This is a genomic window from Niabella hirudinis (assembly GCF_051201075.1).
GTDB classification, from domain to species: Bacteria; Bacteroidota; Bacteroidia; order Chitinophagales; family Chitinophagaceae; genus Niabella; species Niabella hirudinis.
Genome location: NZ_JBPEHJ010000006.1, coordinates 1 through 16,883, shown reverse-complemented (window position 1 = coordinate 16,883; position 16,883 = coordinate 1). Strand labels below are relative to the sequence as shown.

At 50.1% G+C, this 16,883-nt stretch carries 12 protein-coding genes; 10 read left to right on the top strand and 2 right to left on the bottom strand.

Annotation, left to right across the window (positions count from 1 at the left end; genetic code table 11):
* The first annotated feature begins 19 nt into the window (after positions 1 to 19).
* The 10 genes from GGU45_RS12915 (at position 20) to GGU45_RS12870 (ending at position 15,111) form a co-directional block, all read left to right on the top strand.
* Positions 20 to 1,576 (top strand): hypothetical protein, encoded by a 1,557-nt coding sequence (locus GGU45_RS12915; protein WP_435225330.1) that lies wholly within the window; start codon positions 20 to 22, stop codon positions 1,574 to 1,576.
* A gap of 65 nt (positions 1,577 to 1,641) precedes the next feature.
* Complete coding sequence (locus GGU45_RS12910) at positions 1,642 to 2,214, top strand: RNA polymerase sigma factor (RefSeq protein WP_435225329.1); 573 nt, start codon at positions 1,642 to 1,644, stop codon at positions 2,212 to 2,214.
* Positions 2,215 to 2,317: 103 nt separating this feature from the next.
* Positions 2,318 to 3,358 carry a FecR family protein gene (locus GGU45_RS12905; protein ID WP_435225327.1) on the top strand — a complete coding sequence of 347 codons (1,041 nt, stop codon included), beginning with the start codon at positions 2,318 to 2,320 and terminating at the stop codon, positions 3,356 to 3,358.
* A gap of 209 nt (positions 3,359 to 3,567) precedes the next feature.
* Positions 3,568 to 6,936: a SusC/RagA family TonB-linked outer membrane protein gene (locus GGU45_RS12900; RefSeq protein WP_435225325.1), complete on the top strand. Its 3,369-nt coding sequence runs from the start codon at positions 3,568 to 3,570 to the stop codon at positions 6,934 to 6,936.
* 17 nt (positions 6,937 to 6,953) lie between these two features.
* Complete coding sequence (locus GGU45_RS12895; protein ID WP_435225323.1) at positions 6,954 to 8,603, top strand: RagB/SusD family nutrient uptake outer membrane protein; 1,650 nt, start codon at positions 6,954 to 6,956, stop codon at positions 8,601 to 8,603.
* A 3-nt stretch (positions 8,604 to 8,606) separates the two neighbouring features.
* Positions 8,607 to 9,116, top strand: a complete 510-nt coding sequence (locus GGU45_RS12890; protein ID WP_435225321.1) for a hypothetical protein — start codon at positions 8,607 to 8,609, stop codon at positions 9,114 to 9,116.
* A gap of 102 nt (positions 9,117 to 9,218) precedes the next feature.
* Positions 9,219 to 10,478 carry an SGNH/GDSL hydrolase family protein gene (locus GGU45_RS12885; RefSeq protein WP_435225320.1) on the top strand — a complete coding sequence of 420 codons (1,260 nt, stop codon included), beginning with the start codon at positions 9,219 to 9,221 and terminating at the stop codon, positions 10,476 to 10,478.
* A gap of 37 nt (positions 10,479 to 10,515) precedes the next feature.
* The gene (locus GGU45_RS12880) at positions 10,516 to 12,300 is read left to right on the top strand and encodes an alpha-L-fucosidase (protein ID WP_435225318.1); all 1,785 of its coding nucleotides are present in this window, start codon (positions 10,516 to 10,518) and stop codon (positions 12,298 to 12,300) included.
* A 138-nt stretch (positions 12,301 to 12,438) separates the two neighbouring features.
* Entirely contained in the window at positions 12,439 to 13,959 is a 1,521-nt protein-coding gene (locus tag GGU45_RS12875; RefSeq protein WP_435225316.1) for a sialate O-acetylesterase, read from the top strand.
* A gap of 12 nt (positions 13,960 to 13,971) precedes the next feature.
* Positions 13,972 to 15,111, top strand: coding sequence for a glycoside hydrolase family 88/105 protein (locus tag GGU45_RS12870; protein WP_435225315.1), 1,140 nt, complete (start codon positions 13,972 to 13,974; stop codon positions 15,109 to 15,111).
* On the opposite strand, the gene GGU45_RS12865 is transcribed toward GGU45_RS12870, so the two are convergent.
* Positions 15,108 to 16,616: a hypothetical protein gene (locus GGU45_RS12865; protein ID WP_435225313.1), complete on the bottom strand. Its 1,509-nt coding sequence runs from the start codon at positions 16,614 to 16,616 to the stop codon at positions 15,108 to 15,110. The two genes, GGU45_RS12870 and GGU45_RS12865, sit on opposite strands and share 4 nt — an antisense overlap.
* A gap of 30 nt (positions 16,617 to 16,646) precedes the next feature.
* Positions 16,647 to 16,883 (bottom strand): hypothetical protein (locus tag GGU45_RS12860; protein WP_435225311.1); only part of this gene is annotated, 237 nt, incomplete at its 5' end.

The following is a 16,883-nucleotide window of genomic DNA, read 5'->3' as shown; positions in this document are numbered from 1 at the left end:
AAAAACAGGTTTTCGGATAATGCAAAATTATATTCATCTGAAAAGCGCCGGCACACTGCTGGCGCTGGTACTGGTTGCTGCTACGGCTGTAGCGCAAAAGTCAAAACAGGTGGCCGGCAAAGAAAATGAAAGCTATTGGGTGCACGTGAATGCCCGGGGGAAGCTGGAGTATGCTACTACTCCAAGGGGAGACAGGATTATGGATTTTTCTTATGCCGGTTATAAAGGAGGAGGTGTACCACTTCCGGAAGTAAAAGAGGTGGCAAGGGTAAACCCTGTAGCCGGAGACAATACCCCCAACATTCAAAGGGCTATTGATTCCGTTGCGAAGCTGCCGCTGACAGATGGTTTCAGGGGAGCAGTGGTACTGGCCCCCGGAGTATTTCCCTGTACGCAAACTATAATTATTCATAGCAGCGGTATTGTGTTACGCGGCAGCGGTACGGCTACTACAATCCGGATGACCGGCGCACCACATCTGGCCATCCGCCTGGAGGCCCCGGTTCAAACAAAAACGGCGGGCGGTAAAGTAGGGATCACAGATGCCTATATACCATCGGGTTCAGACCGGATTACGGTTGCTGATGCAGGGGCATTTTCAGTGGGCGACCTGGTAATGATCACAAAACCGATAACCCCGGAATGGGTGCGGTTTATGGGAATGGATAGCTTGGTGCGCGATGGAAAAAAACAAACCTGGATCACCGGTGAGCTGCCCGTTGAACGAACCATCAAAGCCATAAATGGAAACCGCATAATCGTTGATGTTCCTCTTACGGATAGCTATGATGCGGCTTTTACAATACCGGGTGCCACTGTGCAAAAGATTATGAAAACCGGCGGAGTGCAAAACGCAGGCCTGGAGTACCTGGAGATTGATGCACCGGAGCAATCGGTTGCCATCAGCCAGGGACATCATTCGGCTATCCGGACACGCGGCTTAACAGACGGCTGGATCCGCAACGTAGAGATCCGGAATACGGTAAACAGTATCGGCATTGGCGGCAAGCGGATTACGGTTACAGGCCTTGATATCCGGCATACGGTGCCTACTATTGGGGCGGCCAAACCGGCGGATCTGTCTGCCGATGGTGCACAGCTATTATTTAATCGGTGCACCATCCAGGGAGATAATGTATTCTTCCTGGCAACAGGGGCCAGAGTAAGCGGGCCGATCGTACTATTGCATTGCCGGTTTACCGGAAATGGCTGGATACAACCGCACCAGCGTTGGGCTACCGGCCTGCTGGTGGATGCCTGCGAGGCGCCGGAGGGCGGCATTGATTTTATGAATCGCGGTGAAATGGGATCGGGGCATGGCTGGGCCATCGGCTGGGCTGTGGCATGGAACTGCAGGGCAAAATCTTATCTGAACCAGCAGCCTCCGGGTGCCTATAATTGGGTGATTGGATCAACAGGGGCAAAGCAGCAGCGGGCGATGCCCTTTAATAAAGCGCCATTGCTCCGCGAAGGCGTATTTGATTCGCAGGGGATTGCCGTTGCCCCGGAGAGCCTATACCTGGCCCAGTTGCAGGAGCGCATGGGGCAAAAAACACTGAAAAATATAGGGTATTAGAGCCCGTAATTTGCTCTTGTTCAGGTAAAATATTAAATCGACCTTTACCGGAAAAGTTTGCCTGGATGCATGATAAAATAAAAGGATGGCTTGCGGATGTTGCAGAACAGGATCACTATGCATCTTTTGAACAATTATATCTTCATTTTTTACCGGGGATGCGTGCTTATGTCGCTGCGCTGGTGGGAGACAGGGAGGTGGCGCTGGACCTGGTGCAGGACCTTTTTGCGAGCATCTGGGCTAACCGGAAAAACCTGGCGGGGATTGGTCATCCGGCTAATTATCTCTACCACGCCTTGAAAAATAATGCCGTTCATTATCTCAAATCCCGGAAACGGATAACACCGCTTTCGCCTGAGGAGGGAGAACTTATTGGGCTAACCCATGAAGGCCCCGAAACGGATATGCTTACCAAGGAAACCCGTCTGCTGCTGGAAACGGCCATCAATGCGCTGCCCTATAAATGCCGCCTGGTTTTCCGGCTGATCAAGGAAGATGGTCTCCGGTATAAGGACGTAGCGGGCCTGCTGGAAATTTCGGTGAAAACCGTAGAAGCCCACATGCGGCTGGCTTATAGCCGGATTGTGGAATGCCTGGAAGCCTCCGAAGGACCGGGGAGCATTTCAAAAACCTCCTGATTTTAACAGCGGTCTGCCTCCTGTATTAAATTTTTCAGATTTTTTTTAAAAAACACTAAGGGTTTTTTGCTCCCACTTACTCTTTATAGATAAGTGCAGTTTTATGGAGCGGATACGGTTTGTTGAACTAATAAGAAAAAAAGAGAGCGGCGAAATAACGCTGCTGGAGCAAAAGGAGCTCAATGAGGCTCTGGCTGCAGACGAGTCGTATGCGCAGATCCTGCAATCGCTGAAGCTGCTTTCCGGCGCAGATCCGCTGTTTAACAGGGAGCGGGGAGAAGAAGCTGCCGGTTTGGAACGTTTAAGGAAACGGATCCGTCAGTCGGAAAAACAGAGCCGGAGCCTTATTGCCCGGATCCCGGGACGGTGGATGGCGGCTGCAGCTGTGTTTTTTATACTCATAGCGGGTGGTTTGTTTTATGTTTTAATGAGCCCGCCGCGGCAATCGCGGGAAGCGGCAAATGTGATTGCAACCAATAAAGGATCCCGTACCAATCTCATTCTGCCGGATGGCAGCAAGGTTTGGGTAAATGCGGATAGCCGCCTTACATACGATCATGAGTTTGGAGCAAAAACCAGGTCGGTATACCTATCGGGGGAAGCTTATTTTGAAGTGGCAAAGGATAAGGCACATCCATTTATTGTGCATACGCAGCTGATGGATGTAAGAGCAGTAGGTACTGCTTTTAATGTGCGGTCTTACAAGGACGAAACCAATGCACAGGCAACATTGATGGAAGGGGTGGTGGAGGTCGCCTTCCGGCGAAAAGGAACCGGCAAGATCCTGCTCAAACCCATGGAGAAAGTCATTGTACGCAATGAAGTGCCGGCCGCTGCCCGGGAAAAAGACCTTCCTGAAATTGCGGTGGTAAAAGTGAACTATGACACGATAGAAGCGGCGGCGCCCGAAACCCGCTGGCTCAGGAACCGGCTGGTTTTTAGCCAGGAACGGCTGGAGACCATCGTCAAATCGCTGGAGCGGTATTACGGGTGTACGATACGGGTGCGCGATACCGTGCTTCTGCACCGGAGGCTCAGCGGTATTTTCCAGGATGAAAGCCTTCCCGAAATACTGGAAACATTTAAGCTCGCTGCCGGCGTAAAATATGAAATTGACAAAAACAACGTATTGCTTTATAAATAATCCTTCAAAACGATTCCGTATGAGAAAAGAAACGTAACATCAAAAAAAGAAGGCGGAAAATGCTTGCAACATTTCCCGCCGGAAAAAGGACAGTAATCATTGCCTGGACAGCAATATTCCATCACTTTAATCATTACAAAAATATGAAAATTAAAGATTGCCCTGTCATGTGCGATCGGGTGCAATTAATTATCAAATACCTGTTGATAATGAAGCTTGTCGTCTTTATCGTCCTGCTGACTTCCAGTCAGGCGATCGCTATCAATACTTTTTCCCAGGATCGGATCAACTTAAAGCAGACCAACACGGCTATTACCGCTGTTTTAAAAGGGATCGAACAGGAATATGACTATCGCTTTGTGTACAGCGACAGCGTGGCGCTGAGCAGTCAGCGGGTTGATATTTGGGCGCGTAACGCCACCATCGATGAGTTGATGCAGCAGCTATTGCGGCATACTTCCTTCGCTTATAAAAGAATGAACCAGGGGCTTATTGTGATCATCGGTAACGAGTCTGAGCAGGCCGACCTCGAATTAAAAGGAACGGTAACCGATGAAACGGGAATACCCCTGGCTGGAGTAAACATTGTGGAAAAAGGAACTACCAATGGTACCGTTACGCTGGATGATGGCAGTTTTGCCATTAAGGTAAAAGACGCCCGGTCGGTTTTGATACTTTCCAGTGTAGGCTACACTACCAGAGAGCTGCCCGCAGCCGGCCTGCCAGCGATCATTGCGCTGGAAAAAAACGAATCAAAACTTACGGAAGTGGTAGTGGTAGGATATGGCACGCAAAAGAAAGTTAATTTAAGCGGCGCTGTAGCCCAGGTGGGAGGCAAAGACCTGGTAAACCGTCCCACCCCAAATGTTACCGGAGCCCTGCAGGGTGTGGTTCCGGGCCTTACCGTTTTGCGATCGAGCGGTAAGCCCGGAGCCGAAGGACTGGGTATAAGGGTACGGGGAGCCACATCTGCCAATAATGCGGATGCATTGGTGCTGGTAGACGGGTTGGAACAGGATATTAACCTGGTAGACCCCAATGAGGTAGAATCGATATCAGTTTTAAAAGATGCTTCCGCATCGGCCATTTACGGGGCCAGGGCCGCTGCTGGCGTTATCCTGATTACCACAAAAAAAGCGGCTGCCGGAAAAACAAGGATCACACTCAATAGTTATTATGGGCTCAATATTAGTTCCCGCATGCCCGAGCGGCTGACATCCTGGGATGAGCAAACCCTCATCGATGAATCGCGCCGCAATGCCACGGGTTCGGCGGAATTTAATGATGAACAACGGGAGTGGCTGCGCAACCCCAACTTCTGGTACCGGCCCAACCCTGCAACGGACCGGTGGGAGTATTTTGGAAATACCGATTGGATAAAAGAAGGGATGGATAAGATCAACCACATGCAGAACCATGCGCTTTCTGTTGGAGGAGGTACCGAAAAGCTGAACTATATCGTAATGGGAAGCTTTTATACCCGTGATGGTGTGCTGCGTTACGGTCCGGATAATAACTACCGCTACAATCTGAAAACAAATATCAATGCGGAGCTCAGCCACTACCTGAGCATGAAGATTAACCTGGGATACGTGAGCAATGTAGTGGAGGAAAACTCCAATGGTACCGATAATATCATCGATCGTATTTACCGGAGCCGCACCCGCCAGGGGCTTTATACGCCCGATGAAGATACTACCGGGCAGCGGTACAACGGCGACCTTCAGGTAAATCCAATCGATATTGAGAAGAATGCCGGCATGCGAAGAACCAACCTGGAAAATCTTACAGGCCGGCTCAATTTCCAGGTAAAGAATGTAATAAAAGGATTAACGCTGGATGTGATCGGCTGGCGCAATCAGAGTACGTATACATCGGAAGCGCATAACCGCAGTATCCTCTGGTATGGCAGAAGCCGGAAAACGGTACGGTTCAGCCTGAATGTACCCAATTCCATCGCAATAGCCAAATCAAGAGGCTATCAGAACAACCTGCAAAGTTATCTTACCTATAATACCAATTTTGGTGAAGGCCACCACCTCACGCTGATGCAGGGCGCCTCCTATGAAGAGTACCGGAACGACCAGGTAGATGCCTCCGCGCAAAACATGATCAATAATGATGAGTTTAGCCTGAATTATGGCGACCCATTAACTATTAAATCATTTCAAACCATTGACACCTGGGCCATGGCTTCGGCCTTTGGACGCCTTAACTACAGCTTTAAAAACAGGTACCTGCTGGAAGCGTCTTATCGTTATGACGGAAGTTCAAGACTGGCACCAGCCAACCGGTGGCAAGTGTTTCCCTCCTTTTCCGGAGCCTGGCGTATAGGGGAGGAAGAATTTGTAAAGAACAACCTGGATTTTGTAAGCGAATTAAAACTAAGGGGTTCCTGGGGGCAGCTGGGCAATGGCTCTCCGCTGGGATTGTACCCGTATATGGCCTTGCTTACAAACGGCCTGGGCACCAATAGTAACCTGGTAATGAACAATACCCGTACCCAGTACATCTACCAGTCGGTATTGGAGTCGCCTTCCGTAACCTGGGAAACCGTACAGCAATCCGATATCGGGCTGGAAATGGGATTGTTCAGGAACAAGCTCTCCCTCACGGCCGACTATTATGTGAAGAAAAATAAAAACATGCTGGCTTCCCTTAACCTACCCAGTCTCATTGGCATTGATCTGCCTTCTTTTAACGTAGGCGAGCTGAAAAGCTGGGGATATGAACTGGAGCTGAAATGGAGAAGCCGTATTGGCGCCGTGGATTATAACATCGGGATGAATTTCTCCGATAATCAGAATAAGCTGCTGAAATACGAGGGCCGGAACGTGATCAACACGAACGCATCGGAACAGGGCGGTATTACGCCCCTGCTGGAAGGCTACCCGCTCAATACCGTTTGGGGCTACCGGACTAATGGCTATTTTCAGAGCCAGGAAGAAGCGGACGCCTATAGGGCCAAAATCAAGCATCCCGGAGGTTTTCCCGTAAAATCGGGAGCAGGAGATGTACGTTATGTTGATGTAAACGGCGATAACGAAATTAATGTGGGAAGTGCCACGCCCGAAAATCATGGCGACCTGGTATACCTGGGAACGGCAGATGCCCGGTATGCCTATGGATTTAATCTGGGATTAAACTGGAAGAGCTTCGACTTTTCCGTATTCTTCCAGGGCGTGTTAAAACGGAAATTCCTGATCGACATCAACACCATGGCGCCGTTTGTGGCTACCTCCAATATGCCCTGGACCATTCACATGGACCGGTGGACACCCGACAATCCCGATGCTACCTTCCCAAGAATGTATCAAACGGCTTTCTTCAATTACCTGCCATCAGATAAATGGGCCCAGAACGGGAATTACCTGCGGCTGAAAAACCTGCAGATCGGGTACAAGGTGCCGGTAAAAAAGCATTTCATAAAAGATATGCGCATCTATGTTTCGGGGCAGGACCTCTGGGAGACAACAAAGGTATTGAGCGTATTTGATCCCGAAGTAAAGAACGGGGTGGGCGCCGTTACCTATCCGTTTTACCGCACCCTGTCCTTCGGTACCAACTTATTATTCTAAACATCTGATGAAATTTTATGAAAAAAGATACAAGAAATTACCTGCTGGCCCTGCTCCTCGGCCTTACGCTGGCAGGCTGTTCCATCGATCGTAAACCGGAGTCCATCCTTACAGACGAAAGTTTCTGGAACACACAAACGGACCTGATGAACGCGGCCAACCGCCTTTACCAGCAGCTGGCTCCCAATTGGAACGATACCCGGTCGGATGAGAGCGTAGCCATCAATATTAATACCATCAGCAATGGAACCCGGGAAGTGCCGGCAACCAGCACCGATTGGAGCGACCGCTATAAAGAAATATTTACCGCCAACAATATTCTTCAAAAAGGACAGCGGGCCAATGTATCAGACGAGATCCGCAATCGCTATTTTGGAGAAGCCCGGTTTTTCAGAGCATACGCCTACCTGAGTCTTTTGCAAAAATATGGCGATGTGCCCCTGCTGCTGAAAACCCTTGGTTATAATTCTCCGGAATTATTTATGCCCCGCACACCGCGGGCCGGGGTTATTAAACAAATATATGAAGATCTGGATTTTGCTGCTACATGGCTGCCGGCAGCAGCAACGCTTCCTTCCGCTGAATATGGAAGGGTAACAAAGAGCGCTGCCTGGGCATTAAAGGCAAGAGCCGCATTGTATGAAGGTACCCGCTTGAAATTTCGCGGGCAGGAAGGCTGGCAGGACCACCTGCAGGCTGCTGTAGATGCGGCTGCCAAAGTAATGGGACAGGGGCACGGACTGTATGCCAGCTATGAAAACCTGTTTAAAGAAGTGGCAGACGGCCCCGCTAATAAGGAAAATATTTTTGTAAAAGTTTATGGTGAAAGCGCAGCCAACCCCATTCTTACCCATAGCAACTCAAGGGCCCTGGCCAATGGCGCCAATGCCATTACCCGCAACATGATCCGTATGTACCTGTATACGGATGGGCTTCCGGCGTTTAATACCGATGATGCACCGGCTGCTAACCGGTCGGCTTATTTTGTGCCCGAAGGCAATGAAACCTCTTATAATACCGTTTTGCAAAACAGGGACCCCCGCCTTACGGCCACGGTGTTTGCCATGGGCGAAAATTCCTACGGCCGTCCCTGGATTCCCTCTATCAGCATCGGCGGCAGAACATCTTATGGCGTAAAAAAGGGCTATACCAATGCCGATGACCTTTCGCAAAGAGCCACGGTTGATCGCCTGCTGATTCGTTACGCAGAAGTATTGCTCATTTATGCGGAGGCAAAGTACGAACTGGCCGGGGCTATCAGCGACGAAGACTTAAACAACACCATCAACCTTTTAAGAACAAGGGCCGGAATGCCGGTAAAGCTCAGTAATGCTTTTGTGGCGGCCAATAACCTCAGCATGCGCGAAGAAATTCGCCGGGAGCGGGCGGTAGAACTGGCTTTGGAAGGGTTTCGCTATGATGACCTCATCCGCTGGAAAACCGCAGAAACCGTGCTTCCCAAAGAGCTCCTGGGCGGTAAATTTTTTGCGGCAGAATGGGCGGGCACCAATCCCAATACCTTAGACCTGAATGCAGATAAGATTCTTGTGGTTGAACCCGCTTCTTCCAGGACCTTCCGGCCCGATCGGGATTATTTATATCCGGTGCCGCTGAATGAAATTGCGCTGAGCAAGAACAATGTAATACAAAACCCCAATTGGAAATAAGCCATGAAACCTGTAAATTATATATACGCATTACTCCTGCTCATGATTGCAGGAGCCTCCTGCGAAAAAAAAGACTACCCCAAAGGAGTCGCAGAACTGGAGCATCACTATTACGTGGTGTATTACCCCAATACGAATGACACTGTGCGGGTAAACCGGTCACAGGCCGCCTTGCTCAAATTACCTATACAGTTTTATTCCGGCTTTACCCGGGGCTATGATGCAAGAGCCTATTACCGGGTAGAAACATCCGGTATTGCCAATCCGGCGGTACTGGGACAGGATTTTAATGTGGTAGACAAGCAGGGTAATGTGCTGCAACCGGTAGACGGAAAATTTTCAATCCTGTTTCCGCAGGCAAAACAAACAAAGGATACGATCTATATCCGGATGCTTAATAACAGCATACCGGGCACAAGGCGCGCAGTGATCAATCTTATGGGCGATAGTACCAGCCAGTATGTGGTAGATACCTTCTCCACCGCGCATAAACGACCATTGGTGATCCAATAACGAAACCGCCGGGGAATATAGCGTTGAATAGTTAGCCAAATCTGAGGATCGCCGGTGCCATGGAATTTGTATTTTAGCAGGAAGTTTGTTAAAATGCAAAACATGAGTGTGATGATTAAAGGAAGCATGGTTACGGGATTGCTGTTTTTAGCGCTGACGGCGGGGCTGTTGCTCGCTGCCCGGGTTCCGGAACCCGGGCAGCGTTGTGTTCATGAAAATGCACTGCCTGCATTGCGGCCGCTGCCGGCAGATTCCTTTATTCATGCATACGGGAAACTAGAAAACCTATGGTTTCGCATCCATCATAAAGAGGAGGTAACGGTAGCCTTCCTGGGCGGGTCTATTACCAATATGACGGGCTGGCGTAATAAGGTGGAGCAGTATCTTGCCGGACAGTATCCCGCCACCCGTTTTCGTTTTTTGAATGCCGGCATTCCATCGCTGGGAAGTTTGCCGCATGCGTTCCGGTTGCAGCACGATGTATTGAGTAAAGGGCGCATCGACCTGCTGTTTATTGAAGCCGCAGTAAACGATTATGTAAACGGAACGCCCGCAATACAGCAGCAGCGCGCATTAGAAGGGATCATTCGTCATGCGCTGACGGCTAATCGCAATATGAACATTGTACTGATGGGCTTTGCCGATGAGTTTAAACTTGCAGACTATGAAGCGGGGAAAGTGCCTGCTGAAATTAAGCTTCACGATGCATTGGCCCGCTATTATGGTTTACCGTTCATAAACCTTGCAAAAGAAGTGTTTGAACGAATACAGCATCAGGAGTTTACCTGGGCCGGCGATTTCAAGAATCTGCATCCTTCGCCTTTTGGCCAGGAGCTGTATTTTAACACGATAAAGACACTGCTGCAAATGCAGCTGAAGGGCAAAGAGCCCCGGGCGCTGACGGCAAAAAAAATACCCCCGCCTTTAGATCCGCTCAACTATGCCGGGGGGCGATATATTCCCGTAAAAGACGCTGCTGTTGAAAAAGGATTTGTATGGTCCGATTCCTGGGTGCCGGCCGACAAAGCGGGTACAAGGCCGGGCTTTGTAAACGTTCCGGTGCTGGAAGGGGTAACTCCGGGAGCTGCTGCAACGCTTTCGTTCCGGGGTACGGCAGTAGGTATTGCGGTGGTTTCCGGTCCGGATGCCGGTATGATCCGGTATTCTATTGATAACGGGCCGGAGCAGCGGCTGGATTTGTATACACAATGGAGCAGCGGATTACATTTGCCCTGGTACCTGCTGCTGGGCGATGGTCTGAAAAAAGGGAAGCACCAGCTAAAAATTTCGATCGCAGATCAGCACAACCCGGCGTCCAAAGGCGATGCTGTCAGGATCGTATACTTTTTGACCAATGAGTAGGAGAAGCAGCTGTATTTAATAAGTCATAATAAAAAAAATGAAGATTGTTTTAATGATATTGAGCTGGTGGGTAGCTCTTGGCTCTGTGGCACAACAGGGGATGGAGAACATGTGGGACAAGTCGTCTGCTGCCGGAGAGCACCCCAATATTCAATGGTTTAAAGATGCAAAGTTCGGTTTGTTTATCCACTGGGGACTGTACTCGCAGCTGGCCGGCACCTGGAAGGGTAAAAATTACTATGGCAGCGGTGAGTGGATCATGCACCAGGCCCGGATACCTGTTAACGAATACCGCGCCGTAGCCCATTCCTTTAACCCCGTAAATTTTAATGCCGGCGAGTGGGCACAGCTGGCAAAGGACGCGGGGATCAAGTACATGGTGATTACCGCAAAGCACCATGAAGGCTTTTCGATGTTTGATTCAAAAGTAACGGACTTTGATATAGTGGACGCTACTCCCTATAAAAAGGATCCCATGAAGGCCTTGGCTGCGGCGACCCGGAAAAACGGCATCCGGTTTGGTTTTTATTATTCACAGTTTCAGGATTGGAACGAGCCGGATGGCGGAAGGAATACCTGGGATTTTGATGAATCAAAAAAAGATTATCAGCAATATTACCGGAAGAAGGCTATTCCTCAATTGAAAGAATTGCTGACCAATTATGGCCCGCTGGGTATTGTTTGGTTCGATACCCCGGGTGGAATGACTAAAGAGCAAACGCAGGCTTTTATTGATGAGCTGCGGGTATTGCAGCCGCAAAGCCTGTTCAGCAGCAGGGTGGGGCAGGGCTTGGGCGATTACAAGGATTTTGGCGATTCGGAAGTGCCGCCGGCGCCCATTAAAGGTGCCTGGGAATCCATCTACACGCATAATGATTCATGGGGATATATCGAACATGATATGAATTTTAAATCATCGCAGGAAATTATCCGGCTGCTTTCCAATGTGGCGTCCAAAGGAGGTAACCTGATGCTGAATGTAGGCCCGGATGGTAAAGGTAATATCCCGTATTACTCCGTAAAATACCTGAAAGAAACAGGAGCCTGGTTGCAAAAGAATGGAGAAAGTATCTATGCCACTACCTATGGGCTGATACCCGCGCAGCCCTGGGGTGTTACCACATCTAAACGCGGCAGGATCTTCCTGCATGTGTGGCAGCGCCCTGCCAACGGGCGGCTGCTGGTGCCCGGGCTGCCCAATAAGGTTAGCAGGGTATATGCGCTGACAAATAAAAAGGCCGTTTCCTTTCGGCAGGAAGCGGGAGACCTGGTGGTTAATATGGCTCCCCTGCCGGACACGCATACACCCGATGAAGTGCTGGTGGTAGAGTACCAGGGCGCACCACCGGCTTATAATGCGGAGGCACCTGTTACCGTTTCGGCGCAGTATGCAGCCAATCCTGTAGATGCGGTGTTTGCAAAAACACGCGGCGCTGCTAAAATAGAATCACTCACCTTTAGCCATTACTTTGGCGACTGGAAGCATACTACCTGTGTTACCGGCCAGCAATCGCCTGCTGATGCGGCTTTGTTTACCGTGCGGGTTACCGAACCGGGCGATTATAAACTGATGCTGGAATACGCGTGCCCGCAGGAAAGCGCCAAACAGGAAGGGCGGCTTGAAGTGGCTGGAAAAACCTACATGTTCCGGACTTTAAGAACTTCGGAATTTGATCATTCAGCCCCATTGATGTTTATCCGGCATCCTGTTACAATTTTCTCCGCAAAGAAGACTGGTGTGTATACCATCGCAGTAAGCCCGGGCCGGCAGGGAAAAGAATTGTTTAAATTGAAGGGGATAATTGCGGAGCCGCTGAGATAGCTACTGAGGATTGTGCATAAACGATATTATAAAAGACGGAGCAACCTGTTTGCCCATAGTCCGGAAAGTTTAAACAACATCGTTATATAAAAGCATATTATAAGCTCCCTGGGAGCGAAATGTTAAATGATATAATACATGAAATGGAAGTATATTTTTTGTCTGTCGTTTTTATTTGCCGGCAACAGCATAAACGCTGCTGTAAAGCTGCCTGCAGTCATTGCTGATCACATGGTACTACAACAAAAAACAACAGTAGCCCTCTGGGGGTGGGCCGATGCAGGAGAACGCATCACCATTCAATGCAGCTGGAGCCGGCAACCGGTAACGGTTACTACGGGCCCCGGAGGACGCTGGCTTACACATGTAAAGACCGTGGCGGCAGGCGGGCCCTATACCATCCGTTTTAAAGGCTCTGATACAATAGAAGTAAAAGATGTGCTGCTGGGTGAAGTATGGCTCTGCTCCGGGCAATCCAACATGGAATTTCCGTTGGCCAAACAAAAAGCCTGGAGAACCGGAGTTGTCGATTATGAAAGGGAAGTAGCAGAAGCATCAGACCCCCGCTTGCGACTCTTTACCGTGCTGCAGGCAGTAGCCGCCACACCGCAACAGGATGTACAAGGCGGCTGGGCGCCCTGCACACCGGAAACGGTGGCTGCTTTTTCGGCCGTGGCGTACTATTTTGGCAAAGAGATACGGGAGGTAACCGGCGTGCCCGTAGGATTAATTCATTCCTCCTGGGGTGGCACTCCCGCAGAATCCTGGACCCGCAAAGAAGTACTGGAGAAAGATCCGGAGCTCCGGCCGATACTCGACCGTTATGAAACATCGGTAAACGCATATCACGAAGATCTTACCCGCTACCGGCAGGTAGAAGCCCGCTGGTTAAAAGATTCGGCTGCGATGGGCAAAAAACCCGCACGCCCGGCGGATCCGGAGAAAAACTCCAAGTCGCCAACCGTACTCTACAATGCCATGATTCACCCGCTTATACCGTTTACTTTAAAAGGAGCAATCTGGTATCAGGGCGAGTCCAATGCCGGCAGGGCTTATCAGTATCGCCGGCTGTTCCCGGCAATGATCCGCAGCTGGAGAAAAGAATGGGATGCCGCATTCCCTTTTTATTTTGTTCAGATTGCACCGCATTACCAGCAAAACCCGGAGATCAGGGAAGCGCAGTTGCTCACCTATAAAACGGTGCCGGGTACGGGCATGGCGGTGATTACAGATGCCGGCGACTCATTAGACATACATCCGCGGAATAAAGCGGTAGTGGGTCACCGGCTTGCCCTGTGGGCCCTGGCAAATGCCTATGGTAAAAAGAAGATCGTTTACTCTGGTCCGCTTTACCAGTCGGTCCAACGGGAGGGAAATAAAATGCGGATCGCATTTTCCTTTGCGGATGGCGGGCTAATAGCAAAAAAGGGGGTATTAACCGGGTTTACTATTGCAGGCGCCAACCGGCAGTTTGTTCCGGCCACCGCTGAGATTGAAGGAAAATCGGTGGTGGTGATGAGCGATGCAGTTGCAGCGCCGGTTGCCGTACGGTTTGGCTGGAGCAATTTTCCTCATGCGGTATTGGTTAATAAAGCAGGGTTGCCGGCATCGCCGTTCCGTACCGATGACTGGCCGGGCGAAACAATCAATAATCATTAAAAAGATATTCAAATGAAGCGGAGCGCTTTTTTACTGTTAATGACTGCCGCGCCTTTTGCCGGTGTGGTACATGCCCAGTCTTTAAAAAATGCAGGCAATGATCTTAAAGACTGGCCCGGGGGCAGCAGTCCTGTGGAGATCGGCAATATCATTGCCAACCGGTTTATTGCCACCCCCCATACCAATTTTAACCGGCCAAACCCGCCCAGGGTGATCACTTACCCGGAAAGCTGCACCTGGTATGGTGCGCTCACTTTTGCAAAAGTGACCGGTAATAAGGAGCTAACAAAACAGTTGGCGAAGCGTTTTGAACCGCTGCTGGGAAGTCGCGATACCCTGGTGCCCGTACCGGATCATGTGGATTATACCGTATTTGGATCGGTGCCGTTTGAATTGTATATGCAAACAAAAGATGAGCGCTATCTGGTATTGGGCAAACATTTTGCCGATAAACAATGGGGCCCTCCGGAGGGAAAAAGGGTCACAGCGGAATCGCACCGTTTTTATAACAAGGGCCTGAGCTGGCAAACACGACTGTGGATCGATGATATGTTTATGATCACTGCTGTTCAATCGCAGGCCTATCGCGCCACCGGCGATCGTAAATATATTGATAAGGCCGCCAACGAAATGGTCTTTTACCTGGATTCACTGCAACAGCCTAACGGCCTTTTTTATCATGCACCGGATGTACCCTATTTCTGGGGAAGGGGCGATGGCTGGATGGCTGCCGGTATGAGCGAATTGTTACGGTCGCTTCCAAAGAACAATCCCAACAGGCCCCGTATCATGGAAGGGTATAAGAAAATGATGGCTACCTTGCTCAAATATCAGGCGGAGGACGGTATGTGGCGGCAGCTGATCAATGATCCGGCCTCCTGGAAGGAAACCTCCTGTACGGGCATGTTTGCGTTTGCCTTCATTACTGGTGTAAAAGAAGGATGGCTGCCCTCAAAAATATACGGACCTGCAGCGCGGAAAGCCTGGCTGGCCCTGATTCGGTACATCAATGCCGATGGAGATATTACGGATGTTTGCGAAGGAACCAATAAGAAAAATGATCACCAGTATTACCTGGATCGCAAAAGGAATACCGGCGATCTGCATGGGCAGGCGCCCCTGCTTTGGTGCGCCACAGCATTGTTGCGTTAGCGCCGGAGCCCGCGGGCTTTAAGCTGTGCCATATACAGGGAGGCCGGTTCGAGCCCCGGTTTGTTTTGGCCCTCCCATTCACCATCGGGCCGGCCCCGTAACCGGCCTTGTTTTTTTTGCCCCTGCAGTCCTATACAATAGTTTTTTCCGGCTACCCAGGGGCTTTGCACAGTAGCGCTTTTGGCGCTGCAATTCCATAGCACCTGGTTGACCCCTGACCAGCCATGGCCACTGCCCCAGTTGCCCCGGTCCTGGATATTTATTTCCCCATCGGTGATAATATTGTCGTATAAAGTACCCATGGCCCACCGGTGGTGCGGGCCAATGTCTGCATGGGTACGGGAGGCGGTGCAGTTGTAAAAAACATTGGGGCCGCAAACCCGGGCTCCGGTAACATAGTCATGACGGCCGTCCCGGGCCGTACAATTCACAAACAGGTTCATTTGACCCGTGTTATTAAAGGAATAACGCCGCCCCCCGGTGATGATCGATTTATGATCGGAACAGGAGCTGTTGAGCACGGAAATATTCCGCGACAAAGCGCCCAGGTTTACACAGGAGTAGGCAAAATATCGGGCGCTGATATTGCGCACCCATCCGTTCTCAATACGATTGAGCGCCACGGCATCCCATGAATGGTCCTCTGCTGTATCTGAGGTATATGCCGATGCGCAGGAAAGATTTTCTATTCCAACATTGGAGATCCTGCCCGGGAAACTGTATTTATAAACTTCTGCAGTATTATACTTGTTCTCCATCGCCATCACTACCGGGTTGTCGATAAAGAGGGTGTTGCCTTCGATACGGGTGATGATCCTTTGAAATTTAAAGTCATACTCCCCGGTCCGCCATTGCCTGGTGCCGGACCGTTCCTCAATCTGGTTCATTTTTAAATCATCAATCCACTGCTGTTTGGCCGCCCAGTGAAGCATTACGGGGTCGCCCGGTTTAAAAGCAGCGGCGGAGATCACCCGGATGGCAGTGCTGCCCACGGGTATATAACTGGCAGCAATGGGGGTGCGGGTGCCTTTAACTTCCTTAGGGTCGCCGACCCCGGATACATCAATGAGCGCGCGCTTTTCCGTGCCTTCCGCAACCAGCAGGGTTTTGCTTCCCTGGCCCCTCAGCACAATTCCGCTGGCATTGATCCGGATATTTTTTTGTATATTATAGGTGCCCTTTTTCAGCAGGATGGCCCCGCGGAAACCATCACTGCCCGGTGCTTTTTGAGCAAGCGCATCGATGGCTTTTTGAATGGCGCCCTCTGCATCCGGACCGGGGCTGATGGTTTGTACAACCGGTATATCCGGAATGGGCACATTGCCTGTGCGGTACCCTACTTTACTAAAATCCGGAAGTGTATTCCCTTTGTCATCTGCCCTATAAGTAAGCGTGCCGTTGCTGTTTTGTACTACAAAGGAAGACTGCCAGCGGTTAACTATCTTAAAAGAAAACGCCATAAGGCAAGCGGCCATCAAACAAAAAGAAACAATTCGGACTTGCATATAACCCGGTTTTTTATTGAATCATAAAATTCATAAAAAAACAAAGACGATAGCAGTACAGGTTAAAATAGCTGAGTAATCGGGTAAAAATTGAATGTTTCTTGCCCCCGGAAGCTGCCCGGGCCGAATGGGCGGGCGCCTGCCTGCCATTAAAAGATTCGATCTTTTTGGTATAAAAGGCAAATTTACAACAACTGAATAACGAATACTTATCGAAATAAAGCGGGTGTGGCCCAAAGGGTCCAATGTGCATAGCCCCTGGCTGCG